Below are 19,658 nucleotides of genomic sequence, written 5' to 3'. Positions count from 1 at the left end.
AAGGCGCGCCAAACCGATATCGAAAGCCTGAAGGTCCAATGGCCAACGTCCTGATCGTCGCCTACCTCCTGATCGTGCTCGCGCTGATTGCAGTGATCCTGCTGCAGCGGTCGGAGGGCGGCGGGCTTGGTATGGGTTCCTCGAATGCCAACGGGCTGATTTCGGTCCGTGGTTCGGCGAACCTTCTGACCCGCACCACGGCAATCCTCGCGGCCCTGTTCTTTGCCTCGGCCATCGGCCTGACGATTCTCTCCTCGGTTGATCGCGGTACGAGCTCCATCCTCGACCGCGCCGCCCAGGGTGGCGACGCGGCGCCGACGACCGTGCTCGACGCGCTGCAGCAGCTGCAGCAGCAGAGCGCCGGTGACTTGCCGGTTCCGACTGACACGACCACCGCGCCGGCGCCGGCCACGACGACCACTCCGTCGACCACCACCGAAGCTCCGGCGACCACCACCGAAGCTCCGGCGACCGGTTCCGACCTGCCGGTGCCCACCGAAACGGCGCCCGCTACCGAAGCTCCGGCGGCGCCGGCGACGACAGAACAACCAGCGGCGCCCGCCAACTGAGGCCGCCGCGACAGCGAACCGGGGAAGGGGATGGCAACATCCCCTTCTTCTTTTTGTGTGGGGTGCCGTTCGTGATCGGCGGCGCTCTTGAGAATCAGAACTTCGACCGAATAGGATAAAGGCCCATGGCTCGGTACGTTTTCATCACCGGTGGCGTGGTTTCCTCATTGGGCAAAGGCCTTGCGTCCGCCGCTCTCGGAGCGGTGCTGCAGGCTCGTGGCTACAAGGTCCGCCTCCGCAAGCTCGACCCCTACCTCAATGTCGATCCGGGCACGATGTCGCCCACCCAGCACGGCGAGGTGTTCGTCACCGACGACGGCGCGGAAACCGACCTCGATCTCGGTCATTACGAGCGCTTCACCGGTCGGCACGCCAACAAGCGCGACAACATCACCACCGGCCGGATCTATTCCGACATCATCGCCAAGGAGCGCCGCGGCGATTACCTCGGCGCCACCGTGCAGGTGATCCCGCACGTCACCGACGCCATCAAGGACTTCATCCGCGAGGGCAACGAGGATTTCGACTTCGTGCTCGTCGAGGTCGGCGGCACCGTCGGCGATATCGAAGGCCTGCCGTTCTTCGAGGCGATCCGCCAGTTCGGCAACGACCTGCCGCGCGGCCACGCCATCTATGTCCACCTGACGCTGATGCCGTTCATTCCGTCGGCCGGCGAGCTGAAGACCAAGCCGACCCAGCATTCGGTGGCGACGCTGCGCTCCATCGGCATCGCGCCGGACATTCTGCTGATCCGCTGCGATCGTCCGATCCCGCATTCCGAGCGCAAGAAGCTGGCGCTGTTCTGCAACGTGCGCGAGAGCGCGGTGATCCAGGGCCTCGACGTCGCTTCGATCTACGACGTGCCGCTCGCCTACCACAAGGAAGGCCTCGACCGCGAAGTGCTCGCTGCTTTCGGCATCGAGGACGCACCGGCGCCGGACCTCAAGGCCTGGGAGGATGTGTCCTCCCGCCTCCACAACCCGGAGGGCGAGGTCAACATCGCCATCGTCGGCAAATATACCGGCCTCAAGGACGCGTACAAATCGCTCAGCGAAGCCCTGGTGCATGGCGGCATCGCCAACCGGGTGAAGGTCAACCTCAACTGGATCGACTCCGAGATCTTCGAGCACGAGGATCCGGCGCCCTATCTCGAACATATCCACGGCATCCTGGTGCCGGGCGGCTTCGGCGAGCGTGGCTCGGCAGGGAAGATTCAGGCGGCCCGCTTCGCGCGGCTGAAGGACGTGCCGTATTTCGGCATCTGCTTCGGCATGCAGATGGCCTGCATCGAGGCGGCGCGGAACACCGCCGGCATCAAGAACGCCAATTCCACCGAGTTCGGCCCGACCAAGGAACCGATCGTCGGCATCATGACCGAGTGGACCAAGGGTAACGAGCAGGTTACGCGCAGTTCCGAAACCGATCTCGGCGGCACCATGCGTCTCGGCTCCTACCCGGCGCAGCTCGCCAAAGGGTCTCGCGTCGCCGACATCTACGGCTCGACCCGCATCACCGAGCGGCACCGTCACCGCTACGAAGTGAACATGAACTACCGCAAGGTACTCGAGGCGAATGGCCTGCTGTTCTCCGGCGTCTCGCCTGACGGCAAGCTGCCCGAGATCGTCGAACGCACCGACCACCCGTGGTTCATCGGCGTGCAGTTCCACCCGGAGCTGAAGTCGAAGCCGTTCGAGCCGCACCCGCTCTTTGCCAGCTTCATCGAAGCGGCGAAGGAACAGAGCCGGCTGGTCTGATGGAAATCCGTACGGCGCGGCTGCTGCTGCGCCGCCCACGTGCTGACGACCTGGACGCGTTCTTTGCGATCATGTCGGACGCGCGAGGGATGCGCTACTGGTCGACGCTGCCGCACGCCGATCGTGAGGTGACCCGCGCCTGGCTCGACCAGAAGATCGAGCGCACGGCAGCGGGTGGCGAGGATTTCGCGATCGAGTTCGAGGGCCGGTTGGTCGGCGATGTCGGCGCGGGCCGCCTGCCGGATTTCGGTTTCATGATCCACCCCGGCTATTGGGGGCGGGGGATTGCTTCCGAGGCGGCGGCGGCGTTCATCGACTACGCCTTCTCGCGCCAGCTCACCGACCAGTTGCTGGCCGATGTCGACCCGCGAAACCTCGCATCGCTGCGGGTGCTGGAGAAGCTCGGTTTTGCCAGGACCGGCGAAGCGAAGAATACGTTCCTGCTCGGCGACGAATGGTGCGACAGCATCTATCTCGCGCTGCCCGGCCCGCGATAGGCTCCAGGGATTTCAGGAGTTCCAGTTGTCCGAGCTTCGAACGGCGCGCCTGGTGCTGCGCCGCGCCATTCCTGCCGACATCCTGGCGATGCACGCCATCCTCAGCTCGCCTGAGGCCATGCGCTATTGGGCGACGCTGCCGCACGTATCGATGGCAGAGACAGAAACGTGGTTCGAGGCGCAGTTCTTCAGCGGTGACCCGGCGCGCGACGAATGGGTCATCGTTCAGGATGGGCAGGTGATCGGCAATATCGGCATCTGGAAGATGCCGGAGATGGGCTTCATCCTGCATCCCGGCGCATGGGGCAAAGGCCTCGCGACGGAAGCGGCCTCGGCGTTTCTCACCTATGCCTTCGCGACCTATCCGATCGAGGCGGTGACTGCCGACGTCGACCCGCGCAATGCGGCCTCGCTGAAGCTGCTGCAGCGCCTCGGCTTTGCTGTCACCGGCGCCGCCGAGAACACGTTCCTCGTCGGCGATGAGTGGTGCCACAGCGTCTATCTGGCGCTGCCGCGCCCCACCGCGTAGGGCGCGTCCAGGAAACACTGCAGTGTTTCAAAGCGTGAGCCTAGGCGGCAACACGCTGCTCGGCCTTGGCCTCCGCTACCCGCTGCAGGTAACCCATCAGCTTCGAGCGGCTCTTGATGCTGTCGGCAACTGGGGTTCGCATTGGCCAGGCAGCCATCGGACCCAGCAGTCCGTAGGCCGTCACATCCGCCATCGAAGGACGGCTGCCCACGAGGAACGGCTTGTCGCCGAGGATCGCCTCGATGGCGTCAAGGTCCGACTTGCCTTTTGCGGCAATCGTCTCGGCGCTGTGTCGCGCCATCCCGCGAGCGCCCAACTGGTTTCGGAAGTGGCGGCAGATCATGGTGGCGACGGGGCCGGCCATGATACCCGGCACCATTCGGGCCGCCATGGCGCGCACCGCTTCGATGCCCGCAGGGTGAACAAACAGCTCCCATTCGAACACCATGTGGAAGTGCTCCTCGAGCATGCGCCGCAGCGTGTGCGACAGCGCCCGCTGCTCGTCGGCGAGGTCGCGGTCGATATCGAAGCCGCTGCGCCGTGCCAACAGTTCGATGATCACCTCGCTGTCGCCGATCCGCTCGCCGTCCAGTTCGATCCATGGGCTCTTGCCCTTCGGCCCTTTGGACGGAACGTCCTCGAACTCCTGGTCATAGGGGATGCCGGCGAGATCCAGCCACTTGAGCAGCTTGAGCGCAAACGGGCCCGAGGTCGGCAGTCCCCAATCGGGCGAGAAGGTAGACACGGTGAGTTTCGACATCGCGACACCACTTGCTTACCATTGGTAAGTTACCATACTTACCGTTGGTAAGTTGTCAATGGATCGAGATGGCAGGGCGCAGTCGGGTCACCCGAGAGTCGATCGTCGAGCATGCCCGGCGGATCGTCGCCGAGCATGGCACCGCGGCATTGACCTTCCAGGCGCTGGCCGGAGCGCTGGGGGTATCCAAGCAGGCCATCATCTACTGGTATCCCAACAAGTGGGAACTGATCCGCGACTTCTCGCTTCCCGAACTCAAGGCCGAAGCCGATGTGCTGATCGCGGCGGTCAAACCGACAGCATCAGGCGCTGCAGCGGTCGAACGCTTCATTCGCGCGCTGGTGGCGCATCACCTCGCCGACCTCGGCCGTTTCCGTATGCTCTATCTCGCGCCGCAATTCGACGAGCGGGCGGCCGTACCTGGGACAGGCGAACTGCTCGCACCGATTCACGCGGCGACCTCGTCGATGTACAGCGCCCTGGCGGACAAGCTCAGCCCTGAATTCACGGGAGCCGAGGACGCACGCCGCCTGGCCGTCGCTGCCCACATGGCCGGGATCGGCTTCATCACCATGGTGGCGCTGGCGGACGCGATGGACGATCCGATGGCACATCGGATCGATGCGATGCTGGATGCGCTGGTGGCGCTGTTGACCCGGGCGCCGGCCGCTGCACAATAGCGGCGAACTGGAGTGTCAGTCGTGGCCGAAATCCTCTCGCTCTCGAAAGCCCGCAAGGCCAAGGCGCGCGTTGCCAAGGAGCAGGTGGCGGCGGAGAACCGGATCAAGTTTGGCCGCACCAAGGCGGAGCGGCAGCTTGAGAAGGCGCAGGAATCACTCGAGACCCGGCGGATCGACGCGCATCTGCGCGACCCCGATGGCAGCGAGGGGTAGGGAAATTCGCCCCGCGTTGCGCTAGCCTCCGCTGATGAGCGTAACGAGGTCGCGTGGCCGCCCGCCCTATGCCGATAGCCTTACCCCCGCCGAATGGCGGGTGGCCGATGCCATCCGGCATGGCGGTACCGATCGCACCATCTCGAAGCGCCTCGGCATCAGCAGCGACGCGGTGAAGTTCCACGTCGGCAATATCCTGGGCAAGCTCGGCTTCGCCGATCGCCGCGCCCTCCGGCAGTGGGCCGGGGTGCCGCAGGCGAGCGCGCTTGGGCGGCAAAGGCAGAGGGGAGACGACATGGCATCGGCTACTGAAGTTCTGGAGCGCAACGACGTCCAGTGGGGGACTATCGGGCAGCTGTCTCGCTCGGTTCACGACATTGCGGCGGCCGAGGCCTGGTATCGCGATGTGCTGCGGCTGCCGCACCTTTACACCTTCGGCAACCTCGCCTTCTTCGATTGCGGCGGCACCCGGCTGATGCTGAGCGCCGGCGAGAAAGCCGAGGCCGACGGCTACGTCATCTATTTCCGCGTGCCCGACATCCATGCCGCGCACCGTGAGTTGCAGGCGCGTGGGGCGGTGTTCCAGGCAGCGCCGCACATGATTCACCGGCATGCCGACGGCACCGAGGAATGGATGGCGTTCTGTGGCGACAACGAGGGTCGGCCGCTCGGCATCATGTGCCAGGTCCCGCCGGCTTGACGGTTACAGGCCTGTTCCTTGAAAAGCCTCGCGGCATGATGCAGGTATCGGGTTAGGGCAGGGATGTTGCCCTGACCGGAGCTATTGCCTTGACCACACTTTATGACTTTTCCGCCCCGTTGCTCGGTGGGGCCGAGCAGCAGCTGTCAGCCTATCGCGACAAGGTCGTGCTGGTGGTCAACGTCGCCAGCAAATGCGGTTTCACTCCGCAATATACCGGGCTCGAGAAGCTGTACGAAACCTACAAGGACCGTGGCCTCGTCGTCCTCGGCTTCCCCTGCAACCAGTTCGGCGAGCAGGAGCCGGGCACCGAGGCGGAGATCGCGGCGTTCTGCGACCTCAACTACAACGTCACCTTTCCGATCTTCGGCAAGGTGATGGTCAATGGCCGCGGCGCGCTGCCGCTCTACCAGTGGCTGCGCCGCAAGGCGCCGGGCCTGCTCGGTGTGCAGCTGATCCCGTGGAACTTCACCAAGTTCCTCGTCGATCGCAGCGGCAAGAACGTCCAGCGCTTCGCCTCGGCGACGGAGCCGGCTGACATCGCGCCCGCTATCGAGAAGCTGCTCTAGTCGGAGCCGTCCACTCCAGGCTCAGTTTGCGCTGCGTTTGTCTCGGTATGCGAGGATGCTTGTGAGCCCGCCTCTGGGGCGGCGCCACGCCGGAACAGCATGACGCCCCAAACGGCAAGCGCCGAGGCGGCGCAGATTGCGATGATAAGACCGAGGGACATCGCTCACCCCTTGTGATGGATGCGCCGTCGCTCGGCCCGTGTTTCGTGCCGTTCCTCGTGCAGCGCCTTGCGGTCGACGACCCGTCCCCGCCAGAACAGCACCGCGCCCCAGGCCACAAAACCTAAGAGCACCACCAGAGCCAAGACCACCCCACCCGGCATCTCGCCACCTCGTTTGGGTTGCTGAGGAGGACGATATGCCTGTTACGGCGGGGTGAACAGGGGTTCGCGCGGGCCCTATCGCTCAGTCGCGATGGTACCGATGGGGCGGTGCCGAGCTATTTTCGTTTCAGATCCCACGATGCATAGAGCCGGTTCAGCTCCTCCGGGGTCCCGGTGAAGACATGCGGCAGGCCGGATGCCAGCGCCAGCTGTCGATACTTGCCGGCCGCGTTCCGCGACTTCCACAGCCAGCGGAGCATCGGCCAGTTCAGCGAGTCCTGTTCCCCCTCCAGGGCGCCGGCTCGCGACTTCTGAAACAGGGTGCGGTAGAAATAGCGGCGATAGCGCGTGGCGAGGCCCGCATCGATAACCAGAATGGCCGTGGCCCGTCGAACCCGCTGTGGCGCCAGTCGCGAATAACCGCCGTCGATGACCCAACTTGGCTCAAGGATGACCTGGTCGTGCAGGGCGGCGAACTCCTCCTCGGGCCGCACCTGCCAGTTGGTATTGGGCAGGTGCTGCAGGCGGTCGAGGTGGATGGCAGGAATATCGAGCTTCTGTGCCACGGCGACGGCCAAGGTCGATTTGCCCGAGTTGGTGGGGCCCAGGATCATGATCCTGCGACCGAGACTGGCAAGTGGAGGCAGGTCCTGCACGTCGTTCCTCCAGAGACAGAAATGCCGCCCCAGCACTGGGCTGGAGCGGCATAGCAGTTTGAATGAGACTCACTCGGCCGGCTGCATGTCCTTGCCGGTGTAGACTTCGTCCACCCAGTACTGGTCGCGGCGCCAGAAGCCGTTGAACGGGGTCAGCGAGGCCTGGGTGTAGGCGCCCATCAGGCCGAACTCGATCCAGTCGTCTTCATCGACGTCGGACGGCAGGGTGAAGATCTGCGGCAGCACGTCATAGCTGTCGCAGGTCGGGCCCCAGACGGTGAAATCGGAGAACTCGCCGTCATTGTCGTGCAGGCGCGGACCACGCCACACCCGGGTCGGCGGGGTGAAGTGCATGAACTTCACTTCCATCAGCGAGCCGTAAGCGCCGTCGTTGAGGTATACCGACTGTCCGCCGCGCTGGTGTTTTACACGCAGCAACAGTGAAGTGGAGGACGTCACCAGCGCACGGCCCGGCTCGATGATCAGCTCGGGCTTGGAGCTGGCGAAGTTGTCCTTCACCGCCTGCGAGATGGTCTCGAAATAATAGTCCATCGGCGGCGCTTCGGAGGTCGGGTAGGGGGCAGGATAGCCGCCGCCAATGTTCAGGCGCTTGAGCTCGATGCCCGACTCTTCAGCAATTTTGGCGGCTGCCGCGATGTGACGCTCGTAGGCATAAACGTCCTCGCACTGCGAGCCGACGTGGAAGCAGAGCGACGGCGTGTAGCCCATCTGGTCGACGAGCCGGACGATCTCGGCGGCGCCGTCCTGCATCACGCCGAACTTGATGCCGAAATCGTAGGATTTCAGCGCCTTGCCGGCCTTGAAGCGGGTGGTCACCTCGATGTCGCGCGACGGCGACACCACCGCCGCCAGCTGGTCGAGCTGCTGCGGGTGATCGATGGTGAACGAGCGAACCCCGAACTCCTCATAGGCGCGCTCGATCTCGCGCTTGTTCTTGATCGGGTTGTTGTAGTGCATCGCCGCGCCCGGGGCGTTATCACGCACCAGCTCCATCTCCATGTTGGAGGCGACGTCGAAGGCCTTCAGGCCCTCTTCGTGCAGCTGGCGGATAATGTGCGGCGACGGGTTGCACTTGACCGCATAGGTCAGGAGGCCGTCGAACCCCTTCTTGAACACCTTGGTCGCCCGGTGCAGTTCTTTCTTGGAGAACAGGAAGCTCGGAAAATCCGGCTCCTCGCTGGCGATAAGCTGCGACGTGTTGGTGTAGACCGTGGTCGGCTCAGTCATTGGGCGGCTAACCTTTCAGGGGTCTTGTACGAGAAGGTCCTCGGGGCAGAAAAGTGAGCGCTGCATATAGGGTCGATTGACCTACTGGGCAACGTCATATTTCGGGGATTACCAATCGGTAAGCCCAGCACCTAAAAGGCGCCAGATTCGCGGCGTTTGTCGGGCCATCGCGCCCACGGTTCGCGGCGCACTATCGCCCGAGGATATGACGATGTCGAAACAGGGTTTGGTCTTGGTGCTCGGAGGCGTTGCGGCGGGCGCCGCGCTGGTGTTCGGCTACGCCGAGCTTTCGAGTCGCACCGCCGAGCCGCCGGCCATGGTCAGCGCCGTGCAAGCCACCGAACCGGCCGCGGCCGAAACGCGCGCCGTTCCTGCCACCCGCACCGAGCTGCAGCTCAGCTTCGCGCCGGTGGTGAAGTCGGTCACCCCCTCGGTAGTCAATGTCTACGCCACGACGATCAGCCAGCGCGCCACCTCGCCGTTCCTCGATGATCCGTTCTTCCAGCGCTTCTTCGGCGGCGATGGTCCGTTCATGGACAGCCGGCCGCAGAAATCACAGTCGCTCGGCTCCGGTGTCATCGTCGATGGCGCCGGGGTGATCCTCACCAACCATCACGTCATCGAAGGCGCGACGGATATTCGGATCTCGACCAATGACGGACACGAGTACCCGGTCGACCTGGTGCTCGACGATCCCAAGACCGATCTTGCCGTGCTGAAGGTCAAGGACGCCAAGGGCGCGACCTTCCCGGCACTGGCCTTTGCCGATTCCGACCAGCTCGAGGTCGGCGACCTGGTGCTCGCCATCGGCAATCCGTTCGGTGTCGGCCAGACCGTCACTTCCGGCATCGTCTCGGCGCTGGCGCGCACCGGGGTCGAGAGCTCGAACTACGAGTTCTTCATCCAGACCGACGCGGCGATCAACCCGGGCAATTCCGGCGGCGCGCTGGTCGATCTGCAGGGCCGGCTGGTCGGGGTCAATACCGCGATCGTGTCGCGCTCCGGCGGCTCGGTCGGCATCGGCTTCGCCATCCCGGCCAACATGGCCAAGCTCGTAGCCGAGACCGGTATCGCCGGTGGGGCGCTGGTGCGTCCGTGGTTCGGCGCCCGCATGCAGCCGGTGACCGCCGATCTCGCCGACAGCCTCGGGCTTGGCCAGGCACGCGGCGCGCTGATCAGCGAGATCGCCCCGGGTGGTCCGGCCGAGAAGGCCGGCTTTGCCGATGGCGACGTGATCCTGGCGGTCGACGGGTTCAACATCGAGCAGCCCAGCGCGTTCGATTTCCGCCTTGCCACCAAGCCGGTCGGCGCCACGGCGGACCTGCAATATTTCCGCGCCGGCAAGACCGAGGACAAGATCATCACCCTCGAAGCGCCTCTGGGCACCGCCAAGCCTGTCACCGTTTCGGGCAACACGCGCTTCGCCGGCACCACCGTCGAAACCGTGACGCCCGCCGTGGCGCAGGAGCTGGGGCTGCCCTACGACACCCATGCAGTGGTGGTGCGCGGCATCGAGTCCGGCTCGCCCGCCGACGATATGGGTTTGCGTGCCGGCGACCTGATCATCAGTCTCAACGGCAATGCGACCGATGATGCCGAGCGTTTCGGCAAGCTCGCCAATGACCGTCCGCAGAGCTGGCGGGTTGTGCTACAGCGGGGCGGCCGGATCGTCCGGGCCGAGGTGAGTGGTTGATGCTTTCGTTGTTCGATGATGCCGCGCCGCGTCCGCTCGCCGAGGCCCTGAGGCCACAGCGGCTCGCCGACGTCATCGGGCAGGATCACCTGCTCGGGCCCAATGGCCCGATCGGCCGCATGGTCGCCGCCGGCCGGGTCTCGTCGTTCATCCTGTGGGGCCCGCCGGGCGTCGGCAAGACCACCATTGCCCGGCTGGTGGCAAAGGAAGTCGGGCTCGATTTCGTGCAGCTGAGCGCGGTGCTGAGCGGGGTCGCCGACCTCCGCAAGGTGATCGCCGACGCCAAGGCGCTGCGTTTGGGGGCAGGGCGGCAGACGGTGATGTTCGTCGATGAACTCCACCGCTTCAACCGCACCACGCAGGATGCGCTGCTCCCCCATGTCGAGGACGGCACCGTCATCCTGATCGGCGCCACGACGGAGAATCCGAGCTTCTCGATGGTCGCGGCGCTGTTGTCGCGCGCCAAGGTCTATACCCTCCGCCGCTTCGAGAAGCCCGACCTCGCCATCCTTGCCGAGCGGGCTGAGGCGCATGTGGGCAGGAAACTGCCGATCAGCGCCGAAGCGCGCGATGCGCTGCTCGAGATGGCCGATGGCGATGGCCGCTATCTCATCGGCCTCGCCGAGGAACTGTTCGCGCTGCCGGAGGATGCGATGCTCGATGTCGCCGCCCTCGCCGAGACGGTGCAGAAGCGGGCGCCGGTCTACGACAAGGGGCAGGAGGAGCATTACAACCTGCTCAGCTGCTTCCACAAAAGCCTGCGCGGCTCCGACGTGCAGGCAGCGATGTACTGGGCGCAGCGCATGCTGGTGGGTGGCGAGCACCCCGACACCATCTTCCGGCGCCTCGCCTGCGCCGCCTCCGAGGATGTCGGCATGGCCGATCCTCAGGCCATGGTGCAGGTGATCACTGCCTGGAACGCCTTCGAACGCACCGGTTTCCCCGAGGGCGAGCTGTTCATGGCGCAGGCGATCGCCTATGTCGCCACGGCTCCGAAATCCAACGCCGCCATGCTTGGCTTCGCCAATGCCAAGGCGCTGGCCCAACAGACCGGCTCGCTGCCGCCGCCCAAGCACATCCTCAACGCCCCAACCAAGCTGATGAAAGAGCTCGGCTACAACAAGGGCTACCGCTACGACCACGATTATCCGGATGCGTTCTCGGGCCAGGAGTTCTTCCCGGACGAGTTGGCCGGCGATCGCCGCCCCGAGTTCTACCAGCCGAACGAGCGCGGCTTCGAGCGCGAGGTGATCAAGCGGCTCGACTTCTGGTCCGGCCGCCGCGAACAGCGACGCGAGGAAGAGGGCGACAAGTAGAGCGTCTCACGGATTGAGTTGAACCTCCTTGCCGCTGGGTGGGTGGGGGGCTGTCGTCGAACTGATCCACTCCGATCTCCCCAGCTACGATGTCATCCCAGCGAAAGCTGGGATCCAAGCATCCACTCGCGCGGGCTGGGAGTTGGGTCCCAGCTTCCGCTGGGATGACAGCCGGTGGGTGGTCGAAGCCCAAGCCCAACAGCTTGGCCGATGCAGCTCAATCGTGAAACGGTTCCGGTGCGCCCACCGTTGCTTGGCGCCCCCTGAGCAACCAAGATTAGCCATATCGAAAATCCGTACCCTGAAGTCCTTGCGCCCTATGGAAAACTGTCACAACAGTCCCATATGACTTGAAGGGACCAGGGGAGGGGCAAGATAGAACTGTTCGCGCCGGAATTCGCACCGTTCACCGTTGCATTGATCGTCATGCTGGCGATCGGCGTAATCGAGTTGCTATCTCTGCTCATCGGCTTTTCGCCCTCCGCCTCGATCGAGGCGGCGCTTCCCGGCGTTGATGTTCCCGATCTCGAGGCGCCGGAGCTCAGCGGCGCGGAGGTCGGCCCGCTCTCGCACGTGCTCAGCTGGTTCTCGGTCGGACGGCTGCCGTTCCTGGCGCTGCTGGTGATCTTCCTTACCGGCTTCGGGTTGAGCGGCTACATCGTCCAATGGGCCGCCAATAGCGCCACAGGCAGTGCTCTCAACCCGTGGATCGCCGCGGTCCCGGCGCTGATCGGCGCCGGCTATGCGACGCGCTATCTCGGGCGCTGGCTCGGCGACATTTTTCCCCGGGATCAGTCGGAGGCGGCCAGCCGCTCCGAACTGGTCGGCAGCTACGCTACGATCATTCGCGGCGAGGCTAAGCAGGGCCAGCCCGCCGAAGCCAAGACCACCGACCTCCGCGGTCGCACGCATTACATCCTGCTCGAGCCGGGCGAACCCGGCATGACCTACAGCGCCGGCGATAGGGTCTTCCTCGTCGGCCGCGACAAGAACGTCTATCGCGCCATTACGCGTCTCACCCCGCCACAGGAATAGCTCCGCAATGTACGACCAGCTCATTATGAACCTGTTTTCGGCCGGCATCATTCTCGTCGCGATCTTCGTGATCGGCATGATCATCGCGCGGCTCTATCGTCGCGCCAGCAAGGAAGTATCCTTTGTCCGCACCGGGTTCGGTGGGCAGAGGGTGATCATGAACGGTGGCGCCCTGGTGCTGCCGGTGCTGCATGAGACCATCCCTGTCAACATGAACACCCTCCGCCTCGAAGTGGTGCGCACCGCCGAACAGGCGCTGATCACCAAGGACCGCATGCGCCGCCGAGTTCTACGTGCGCGTGCAGCCGACCGCCGAGGCCATCGCCGACGCCGCCCAGACCCTGGGCCGCCGCACCATGGAGCCGCAGGCGCTGAAGGAACTGGTCGAAGGCAAGTTCGTCGATGCGCTGCGCGCTGTCGCTGCCGAAATGGCGATGGAGGAGCTGCACGAGCAGCGGGTCAGCTTCGTGCAGAAGGTGCAGGCTGCGGTGTCCGAGGATATCCTCAAGAACGGCCTCGAGCTCGAATCCGTCTCGCTCACCGGCCTCGATCAGACCAACCGGGAGTTTTTCAATCCCGACAACGTGTTCGACGCCGAGGGTCTGACCAAGATGACCCAGTCGATCGAGGATCGGCGCAAGACCCGTAACGACATTGAACAGAACACCCAGGTGGCGATCGCGCGGAAGAACCTCGAGGCGCAGCAGGAGCAGTTCACGATTACCCGTGACAGCGAGTATGCCCGCCTCAACAATGAGCGCGAAATCGCCATCCGCATCGACCAGCAGAACGCCGAGATTGAGAGTCTCCGCGCCCAGCGCGCGACCGAGGCCGAGGCGGCCCGTACGCTGTCGCGCCAGCAGGTGAAGGAAGCGGCGATCAAGGCCGACCAGGCCATCGCGCTCAGCGAGCAGATCAGCGCCACGGCGATCGCCGCCAAGTCCGAGGAGCAGTCGAAGGCCGAAGCCAAGGCCGACGTCGCCCGCGCGCTCGCCGCCAAGGCGGCCGAAGAAGTCGAGACCGCGCGCCTGACCGAGATCGCCGAGCGGACCAAGCGCATCCAACTGATCGAGGCCGAGCAGGAAGCCCAGAAGGCTTCGATCAACATCGTCATCTCGTCCGATGCCGAAAAGCAGGCGGCCAAGAACCGCGCCGAAGCCGCCCGCACGCTGGCGCAGGGCGAGGCGGAAGCCGCCAAGCTGAAGGCCGCCGCCACCGAGGTCACCTACGCCGTCGAGGCCGAGGGCAAGCAGAAGCTCAACGAGGCCGCCAACCGCCTGTCGCCCGAGCAGATCGCCATGAACATCCGCATGGCGCTGATCGAGGCGCTGCCGTCGATCATCGCGGAATCGGTGAAGCCGATGGAGAACATCGAGGGCATCAAGATCTTGCATGTCGACGGGCTCTCCGGTGGCGGTAGCCATGGCCACGGGCTGAATGGTCATGCCGGCGGCGGGATCGCCGACCAGGCGGTCGATGCGGCGTTGCGCTACCGCAGCCAAGCCCCGCTGATCGATGCGCTGCTGGCCGAGCTCGGCCTCAAGGGCGGCTCGCTCAACGGCCTCGTCTCGTCGGCGGTGGCGCCGGCGCTCGATATCGACGAAGAGGACGACGAGGCAGGCGTGCCGGCGACCTGACAGCGACCCCGCGTGCATAGGGCTGGTCTTCCGCGGGCGGTGCCCGTAGAAGTCAGCCCATGCAAGCTTATCTTCTCGTCGGAATCGGCGGCGCGCTCGGCGCCTTGGCGCGCTTTGGCGCGCAGAACTGGATCGGCAGCCTGCCCAACGGCTTCCCGGTGGCGACGTTCCTCGTCAACATCGTCGGTTCGATCGCCATGGGCGTGCTGGTCGGCGTCCTCGCCAAGACCACGCCGCAGTACCAGAACGAGATCCGGCTGTTCGTCGCCGTCGGCATTTTCGGCGGCTTCACCACGTTCTCGAGCTTTTCGCTCGACGCCATTACGCTGATCGAGCGCGGCGATATCCTGCTCGCCGCTTTCTACATCGTCGGCTCGGTGCTGCTGTCGCTGGCCGGGCTCTGGATGGGCATGCTGGCCATGCGGGTGGTCGCATGAGTGGCGTCCGGCAACAGGTCGTCGCCCGCGACGAAGACGGCATGCGGCTCGACCGCTGGTTTGCGACGCACTTCCCGCAGGTCACCTTCGGGCATCTGCAGAAGCTGCTGCGTTCCGGCCAGATCCGCGTCGACAGCGGCCGCGTAAAGGCCAACGCCCGCCTCGCGGCGGGGCAGGTGGTGCGCGTGCCGCCGATCGAAGCCGCACCGGAGCGCGCCGAGGGCGAGATCAATTCGCGCGACGCCGACTTCCTCAGGGACATCATCCTCTACGAGGACGACGAACTCTACGTCTTCAACAAGCCGCACGGCCTTGCCTCGCAGGGCGGTTCGGGCACCAAGCGGCACATGGATGGGCTGCTGAAGAGCCTCCCCAACAAGAAGGGCGAGGCGCCACGGCTGGTACACCGGCTCGACCGCGATACTTCCGGTTGCCTCGTCGTCGCCAAGACCAAGGCGGCGGCGGCGCATTTCGGCGAAGTGTTCTCGTCACGCCAGGCGCGGAAGATCTATTGGGCCGTGGTGTGGGGCAACCCGCACCCCAAGCAGGGCTCGATCTCGTGCTTCCTCGCCAAGCAGGCGACCACCGATGGCGAGCAGATGGTGGTGGTGCCGCAGGGCACGCCTGGCGCACAGCATTCGATGAGCTACTACTCGACCACCGACACGGCTGCCCGACGCTTCGCCTGGGTGACGCTGAAACCGGTGACCGGGCGCACGCACCAGCTGCGCGTCCACATGGCGCAGCTGCACAACCCGATCATGGGCGATCCGCGCTATTTCAATATCGAGAATTGGACGCCGCCGGACGAAATCTCGAAGGGGCTGCACCTCCACGCCCGCCGCATCCGGTTGCCGCTGCGCAGCGGGCAACTGCTCGATGTCTCGGCGCCGCTGCCGCCGCATATGCAGGCGACCTTCGACGTGCTCGGCTTCGATGCCGATCGCTACGACGTGCAGGATCAGGATCCGGAACAGGACTGATCAAATCGCCGCGAGCGCCGGACGAAACGCGGAGCTCGCGTGTTCACCCTGTTGCGGCCCATTCCGGGCGCACAGGGAGATGCCAATGAAAACGATCGTTCTCGCCGCTGCCACCGCGGCAACCCTCGCCATTGCTGCACCGGCCATTGCGCAGGACGCGACCACCATGACCTTCTTCGTCACCAGTGTCGGTGCCGAAGATGGCGCCAATCTCGGCGGGCTCGATGGGGCAGACGCCCACTGTGCCAAGCTGGCAGAAGCCGCCGGCTCGACAGGCAAGAGCTGGAAGGCCTATCTCAGCGCCGATGGCGTCAACGCCAAGGACCGGATCGGCGCCGGGCCGTGGCAGAACTTCAAGGGCGACGTGATCGCCACCGATGTCGCCAACCTGCACAGCGCCGACAACAAGCTGACCAAGGCGACAGCGCTGTCCGAGACCGGGAAGCCGATCAACGGGCGCGGTGACGATCCGAACCAGCACGACATCCTCACCGGCTCCAATCCGGATGGCACCCTGGCCGCCGGCCAGACCTGTGGCGACTGGACGCTGAACGGCGAAGGCAGCGCCATTGTCGGCCATTCCGATCGCACCGGTCTCGATGAGTCCGACGCTGCCAAATCCTGGAACTCCTCGCATCCGTCGCGCGGCTGCAGCCAGGAGAACCTGGTCGGCACGGGCGGCGCGGGTCTTCTCTACTGCTTCGCCGCGATGTAGACTTCCATCCAGTGGCGCAGGGCGTGACACGCCCTGCGTTTTATGGTTCTGAACGGGCCGAATTCAGGGGGAACTCCCGTGCGGCTCATCGTCTTCGATATGGATGGAACACTGATCGATACCCAGGCGCTCATTTCCGAGCATATGGGGGCCGCGTTCCGCTCGCTCGACCTGCCGGCGCCGACGCCGGCAGAGGTTCGGCAGATCATCGGATTGTCACTGCCCGTCGCAGTCGGCCAACTCGCCGGCACCAGCGATATCGATGTGATCGAAGGCATCGTCGGGCAGTACAAGAGCTTCTACAAGGCGTCGCTCGAGCACGAGTTCGATCGCGAGCCGCTCTACCCGGGCGCCCGCGAGGCGCTGGACCGGCTGCGCGAGCAGAAGGGCACTGTGCTGGGCATTGCCACTGGCAAGGGCCTCACCGGCGTCGCTCGGATCCTCGACAATCACCGGATCACCGGGCACTTCACCACTCTGCAGACGCCCGACCACAACCCGTCCAAGCCGCATCCCGGCATGCTGCTCAGCGCCATGGAAGAGACTGGCGCCGCTCCGGAGCAGACGGTGATGGTTGGCGACACGGTGTTCGACATGGAGCTGGCCCGCGCCGCCAAGGTGCGCTCCATCGGCGTCAGCTGGGGCTATCACGATGCCGCTGAGCTGATCAAAGCCGGGGCAGGGACCCTGATCCACGACTATTCCGAGCTCGATGCCGCCATCGAGCGCGTGCTGGAATAGCAGCAGCCGGGGCAGTTTTCCGCGATCGAGCTATGCCTTTCGCGGGGCGTGACACGCCCGGCAAATTGTGGTTCTGAGCGGGCCTGGAGCGGGATTGCGTTTCGTTGAATCGCACTCCCGCTCCAAGTCTTTGTTTTGTCGCGAGATCGAACCGGAAAGGTCTGCAACCTTTCCTGATCTCGCTCTGGGCAGGAGTTCTCCCGATGCGGCTCGTCGTCTTCGATCTCGATGGCACTTTGATCAATTCCGAGGCGCTCATCATCGAGACGGTCCGCGAATCCTTTGCCTCGGTGGGGCAGGCGATCCCCAGCGACGACGCGATCCGCTCTATCTCCGGCATCACCGCGCGCGATGCCATGGGTATCCTCGCACCTGATGCCGACAGCGACCGGATCGACGTCATCCTCAACGCCTACCGCGCGACATACCTGCAGAAGGCCGGGCTCGCCCGCGAGCCGATGTTCGAGGGCGCCCTGGATGCGCTCGATCACCTGCAGGCCGACCCGGAAACCATCCTCGCCGTGGCCACCGGCAAGGGCCATGCCGGCGCCATTACGCTGCTTGAGCGCCACGAAATCATCGGTCGCTTCAACTCGATCCAGACCCCCGCCCACAACCGCGGCAAGCCCGACCCGCAGATGATCGAGACGGCAATGGAGGCGGCCGGCATCGGCCGCGAAGCCACCGTAATGATCGGCGACACCTCACACGACATGAAGATGGCCCGCAACGCCAACGTCAAAGCTCTCGGCGTAGCCTGGGGCTATCACTCGGTGGCTGATCTCGAGGCCGCAGGCGCCGATCTGGTCATCCATCGCATGGATCAACTGGTCGACGCCGTGGACAAGCTATTGGAGGCCTGATGCGCGAGTTCCTCGAAGACGCCGACAAGCATCGCGACGACGGTTACGGCCGGGCGCAGCACCTCAACAAGGTCGAGCTGCCCAAGCGCTTCTACAAGGACGTCGGAGTGGGTACCGTCGCTGGCGGCTTTGCGGTGACGCTGGACGGCAAGACGCCACGCACTCCGGCGCAGAAGCCGGTGGTGGTGCCGTATCGGCCGGTGGCCGCCGCCATGGCCGAGGAATGGGCGGCGCAGCAGCAGTTCATCGACCCCAAGACCATGCCGATGGTTCGTCTGGTCAACTCGGCGGTCGAGGCTGGCGACGAACGGCTCGAAGCGCTGCGCGAGGAGATCGTCAAATATTCGGGCAACGACCTGCTGCTCTATCGCGCCGACACGCCGCGTGAGCTCGTCGCCGAGCAGGAGCGGGTGTGGGACGCGGTGCTGGTGAAGCTCGCCCGCCATTTCGAGATCGGCTTCCAGCCCACGATCGGCATCCTGCACCAGCCGCAGCCGGCGCCGACGCTGGAGCGCCTGCGCGCCTCGCTGGCCGATGCCGAGCTGATCGAGGCGGTCGCGCTCAACTCGCTGACCGGCATTACCGGTTCGGGCCTCCTCAGCATCGCGCTGCGGGAAGGGTTACTGACCTCGGAAGAGGTCTGGACCGCCGCCCATGTCGACGAGGACTACAACATCCGGCTCTGGGGCGAAGTCGAGGAAGCCACGGAGCGCCGCGCCAAGCGTCGGATGGAGTTCGACGCAGCAGTGCGGGTGCTGGAGATGGTGAGGGGCTAACTGCCGGCCGCCGTGCTTGCGGCCACCCCCACCCTCAATCCCTCCCCACAAGGGGGGAGGCGCATGGCGAGGCCGCGGTTCCATCGTCTCCCTCCCCTTGATGGGGAGGGATCAAGGGTGGGGTGGGGCCTCAGGCGCTGAATGCCGTCCCACGATCCACTCGGCCACCGCAGGCGCAATCTCGCGCAGTGGGTCGAGGACGAAGTCGCGCTCGTGGGCGTGCCGGTGCGGCACGTGCAGGCGCTCGGTGTCGAGTTCCAACCGCTCGTAGGCCACCACGTCGATGTCGATGCGCCGGGGGCCCCAGCGGATGTCGCGGACCCGCCCCATCTCGCGCTCAATGCCGAGACAGGCGTCGAGCAGCTCGAGCGGCGCAAGGCTGGTCTCGACCTCTACCACCATGTTGGAGAAATCCGGCTGGTCGGTCTTGCCCCAGGGTTTGGTGATCAGCGTCGTGGACTGCGCCACGATGGCGATGCCCGGCCAGGCGTTCAGCCGGTCCACTGCCTCGCGCACCTGCGCTGAGGGATCGCCGATATTGGCCCCGAGGCCGAGCCACGCGCGGGCCATCAGCGATCATCCCGGTGGCGATGCAGCTCGATGGCGGCCTCGCCAGCCACCATGGCGATCGGCGCCGAGGGCTTTCTCACCCGCACCTCTATCCAGCGGATCGCTGGAAACGCCTCGAACAGCCGGTCGACGATGTGCTGGCCTACCGCCTCGATCAGCTTGAACCGCTGCGCCTCGAACGCTGCCTTCGCCACCTCGTAGATCTCCGCATAGGAGATCGAGTGCTCGAGCTCGTCGCTGCGGCCGGCTTGGCCGAGGTCGACGCCGCACACCAGGTCGACGAAAAAGCGCTGCCCCAGCACCGCTTCCTCCGGCATCACGCCGTGATAGCCGAAGAACCCCAGGTCGCTGAGGATGATGCGGTCGCCGCTGAAGTCTTTGGTCACGTCTGAAT

The 19,658-nt window shown here is 65.2% G+C and carries 25 protein-coding genes; 18 read left to right on the top strand and 7 right to left on the bottom strand.

The window, feature by feature from the left end:
- Positions 1-38: 38 nt before the first annotated feature.
- From secG to ASC89_RS07995, 4 genes are all read left to right on the top strand, one after another.
- Positions 39-569, top strand: coding sequence for a preprotein translocase subunit SecG (gene secG / locus ASC89_RS08010; RefSeq protein ID WP_055881457.1), 531 nt, complete (start codon positions 39-41; stop codon positions 567-569).
- A gap of 125 nt (positions 570-694) precedes the next feature.
- Complete coding sequence (locus ASC89_RS08005; RefSeq protein WP_055996526.1) at positions 695-2,323, top strand: CTP synthase; 1,629 nt, start codon at positions 695-697, stop codon at positions 2,321-2,323.
- On the top strand, positions 2,323-2,820 hold the full coding sequence (locus ASC89_RS08000; protein ID WP_200940424.1) for a GNAT family N-acetyltransferase: 498 nt from the start codon (positions 2,323-2,325) through the stop codon (positions 2,818-2,820). The genes ASC89_RS08005 and ASC89_RS08000 overlap by 1 nt, the downstream gene beginning before the upstream one ends.
- Positions 2,821-2,845: 25 nt before the next feature.
- Positions 2,846-3,349 (top strand): GNAT family N-acetyltransferase, encoded by a 504-nt coding sequence (locus ASC89_RS07995; protein WP_055996523.1) that lies wholly within the window; start codon positions 2,846-2,848, stop codon positions 3,347-3,349.
- Positions 3,350-3,389: 40 nt separating this feature from the next.
- On the opposite strand, the gene ASC89_RS07990 is transcribed toward ASC89_RS07995, so the two are convergent.
- Positions 3,390-4,109, bottom strand: a complete 720-nt coding sequence (locus tag ASC89_RS07990) for a glutathione S-transferase family protein (RefSeq protein WP_055881452.1) — start codon at positions 4,107-4,109, stop codon at positions 3,390-3,392.
- A 68-nt stretch (positions 4,110-4,177) separates the two neighbouring features.
- On the opposite strand from ASC89_RS07990, the gene ASC89_RS07985 reads away from it, so the two are divergent.
- The 4 genes from ASC89_RS07985 to ASC89_RS07970 all read left to right on the top strand — a co-directional run bounded on the left by ASC89_RS07985 (position 4,178) and on the right by ASC89_RS07970 (position 6,271).
- Positions 4,178-4,789, top strand: coding sequence for a TetR/AcrR family transcriptional regulator (locus tag ASC89_RS07985; protein ID WP_055881449.1), 612 nt, complete (start codon positions 4,178-4,180; stop codon positions 4,787-4,789).
- Between the two features lie 21 nt (positions 4,790-4,810).
- Positions 4,811-5,002, top strand: coding sequence for a DUF4169 family protein (locus tag ASC89_RS07980; RefSeq protein WP_055996520.1), 192 nt, complete (start codon positions 4,811-4,813; stop codon positions 5,000-5,002).
- 34 nt (positions 5,003-5,036) lie between these two features.
- Positions 5,037-5,702, top strand: a complete 666-nt coding sequence (locus ASC89_RS07975) for a LuxR C-terminal-related transcriptional regulator (protein ID WP_055996517.1) — start codon at positions 5,037-5,039, stop codon at positions 5,700-5,702.
- An 89-nt stretch (positions 5,703-5,791) separates the two neighbouring features.
- Complete coding sequence (locus tag ASC89_RS07970) at positions 5,792-6,271, top strand: glutathione peroxidase (protein ID WP_055881441.1); 480 nt, start codon at positions 5,792-5,794, stop codon at positions 6,269-6,271.
- A gap of 164 nt (positions 6,272-6,435) precedes the next feature.
- Here the strand turns inward: ASC89_RS07970 and ASC89_RS28415 are convergent, their stop codons facing one another.
- The 3 genes from ASC89_RS28415 to ASC89_RS07960 form a co-directional block, all read right to left on the bottom strand.
- A complete protein-coding gene (locus tag ASC89_RS28415) occupies positions 6,436-6,594 on the bottom strand; it encodes a hypothetical protein (protein ID WP_156384543.1) in 159 nt (52 codons plus the stop codon).
- A 116-nt stretch (positions 6,595-6,710) separates the two neighbouring features.
- A complete protein-coding gene (locus tag ASC89_RS07965) occupies positions 6,711-7,250 on the bottom strand; it encodes an isopentenyl transferase family protein (RefSeq protein ID WP_244488416.1) in 540 nt (179 codons plus the stop codon).
- 69 nt (positions 7,251-7,319) lie between these two features.
- Positions 7,320-8,498 carry a hypothetical protein gene (locus tag ASC89_RS07960; protein ID WP_055996514.1) on the bottom strand — a complete coding sequence of 393 codons (1,179 nt, stop codon included), beginning with the start codon at positions 8,496-8,498 and terminating at the stop codon, positions 7,320-7,322.
- A gap of 316 nt (positions 8,499-8,814) precedes the next feature.
- On the opposite strand from ASC89_RS07960, the gene ASC89_RS07955 reads away from it, so the two are divergent.
- From ASC89_RS07955 to ASC89_RS07945, 3 genes are all read left to right on the top strand, one after another.
- Positions 8,815-10,191: a DegQ family serine endoprotease gene (locus tag ASC89_RS07955; protein ID WP_055996735.1), complete on the top strand. Its 1,377-nt coding sequence runs from the start codon at positions 8,815-8,817 to the stop codon at positions 10,189-10,191.
- Complete coding sequence (locus ASC89_RS07950; RefSeq protein ID WP_055996511.1) at positions 10,191-11,507, top strand: replication-associated recombination protein A; 1,317 nt, start codon at positions 10,191-10,193, stop codon at positions 11,505-11,507. Before ASC89_RS07955 ends, ASC89_RS07950 begins: the two co-directional genes overlap by 1 nt.
- Before the next feature lie 375 nt (positions 11,508-11,882).
- The gene (locus ASC89_RS07945) at positions 11,883-12,542 is read left to right on the top strand and encodes a YqiJ family protein (RefSeq protein WP_320410459.1); all 660 of its coding nucleotides are present in this window, start codon (positions 11,883-11,885) and stop codon (positions 12,540-12,542) included.
- On the opposite strand, the gene ASC89_RS28925 is transcribed toward ASC89_RS07945, so the two are convergent.
- Positions 12,523-12,735 (bottom strand): hypothetical protein, encoded by a 213-nt coding sequence (locus ASC89_RS28925; RefSeq protein WP_200940423.1) that lies wholly within the window; start codon positions 12,733-12,735, stop codon positions 12,523-12,525. The genes ASC89_RS07945 and ASC89_RS28925 overlap by 20 nt on opposite strands.
- A gap of 100 nt (positions 12,736-12,835) precedes the next feature.
- Here ASC89_RS28925 and ASC89_RS07940 point away from each other — a divergent pair, with 100 nt between their 5' ends.
- The 7 genes from ASC89_RS07940 to ASC89_RS07910 all read left to right on the top strand — a co-directional run bounded on the left by ASC89_RS07940 (position 12,836) and on the right by ASC89_RS07910 (position 18,694).
- Positions 12,836-14,179 carry a flotillin domain-containing protein gene (locus tag ASC89_RS07940; protein ID WP_200940422.1) on the top strand — a complete coding sequence of 448 codons (1,344 nt, stop codon included), beginning with the start codon at positions 12,836-12,838 and terminating at the stop codon, positions 14,177-14,179.
- 59 nt (positions 14,180-14,238) lie between these two features.
- Positions 14,239-14,616 (top strand): fluoride efflux transporter CrcB, encoded by a 378-nt coding sequence (gene crcB, locus ASC89_RS07935; RefSeq protein ID WP_055881426.1) that lies wholly within the window; start codon positions 14,239-14,241, stop codon positions 14,614-14,616.
- Positions 14,613-15,599 (top strand): RluA family pseudouridine synthase, encoded by a 987-nt coding sequence (locus ASC89_RS07930; RefSeq protein ID WP_055996505.1) that lies wholly within the window; start codon positions 14,613-14,615, stop codon positions 15,597-15,599. The genes crcB and ASC89_RS07930 overlap by 4 nt, the downstream gene beginning before the upstream one ends.
- A gap of 85 nt (positions 15,600-15,684) precedes the next feature.
- Entirely contained in the window at positions 15,685-16,314 is a 630-nt protein-coding gene (locus ASC89_RS07925) for a hypothetical protein (RefSeq protein WP_055996502.1), read from the top strand.
- 78 nt (positions 16,315-16,392) lie between these two features.
- Positions 16,393-17,055: an HAD-IA family hydrolase gene (locus ASC89_RS07920; RefSeq protein WP_055996499.1), complete on the top strand. Its 663-nt coding sequence runs from the start codon at positions 16,393-16,395 to the stop codon at positions 17,053-17,055.
- Positions 17,056-17,258: 203 nt separating this feature from the next.
- Positions 17,259-17,918, top strand: coding sequence for an HAD family hydrolase (locus tag ASC89_RS07915; protein WP_055996496.1), 660 nt, complete (start codon positions 17,259-17,261; stop codon positions 17,916-17,918).
- Positions 17,918-18,694, top strand: coding sequence for an ATP12 family chaperone protein (locus ASC89_RS07910; protein WP_055996492.1), 777 nt, complete (start codon positions 17,918-17,920; stop codon positions 18,692-18,694). The genes ASC89_RS07915 and ASC89_RS07910 overlap by 1 nt, the downstream gene beginning before the upstream one ends.
- Positions 18,695-18,805: 111 nt before the next feature.
- Here ASC89_RS07910 and folK read toward each other — a convergent pair whose 3' ends face one another.
- Positions 18,806-19,264: a 2-amino-4-hydroxy-6-hydroxymethyldihydropteridine diphosphokinase gene (gene folK / locus ASC89_RS07905; RefSeq protein WP_055996489.1), complete on the bottom strand. Its 459-nt coding sequence runs from the start codon at positions 19,262-19,264 to the stop codon at positions 18,806-18,808.
- Positions 19,264-19,650 (bottom strand): dihydroneopterin aldolase, encoded by a 387-nt coding sequence (folB, locus tag ASC89_RS07900; RefSeq protein ID WP_244488413.1) that lies wholly within the window; start codon positions 19,648-19,650, stop codon positions 19,264-19,266. Before folB ends, folK begins: the two co-directional genes overlap by 1 nt.
- Positions 19,651-19,658: the final 8 nt, after the last annotated feature.

Source organism: Devosia sp. Root413D1 (assembly GCF_001425235.1).
GTDB lineage: Bacteria > Pseudomonadota > Alphaproteobacteria > Rhizobiales > Devosiaceae > Devosia_A.
Note: the sequence above shows the minus strand (reverse complement) of the source record. Positions and strands in the feature narration are given on the sequence as shown.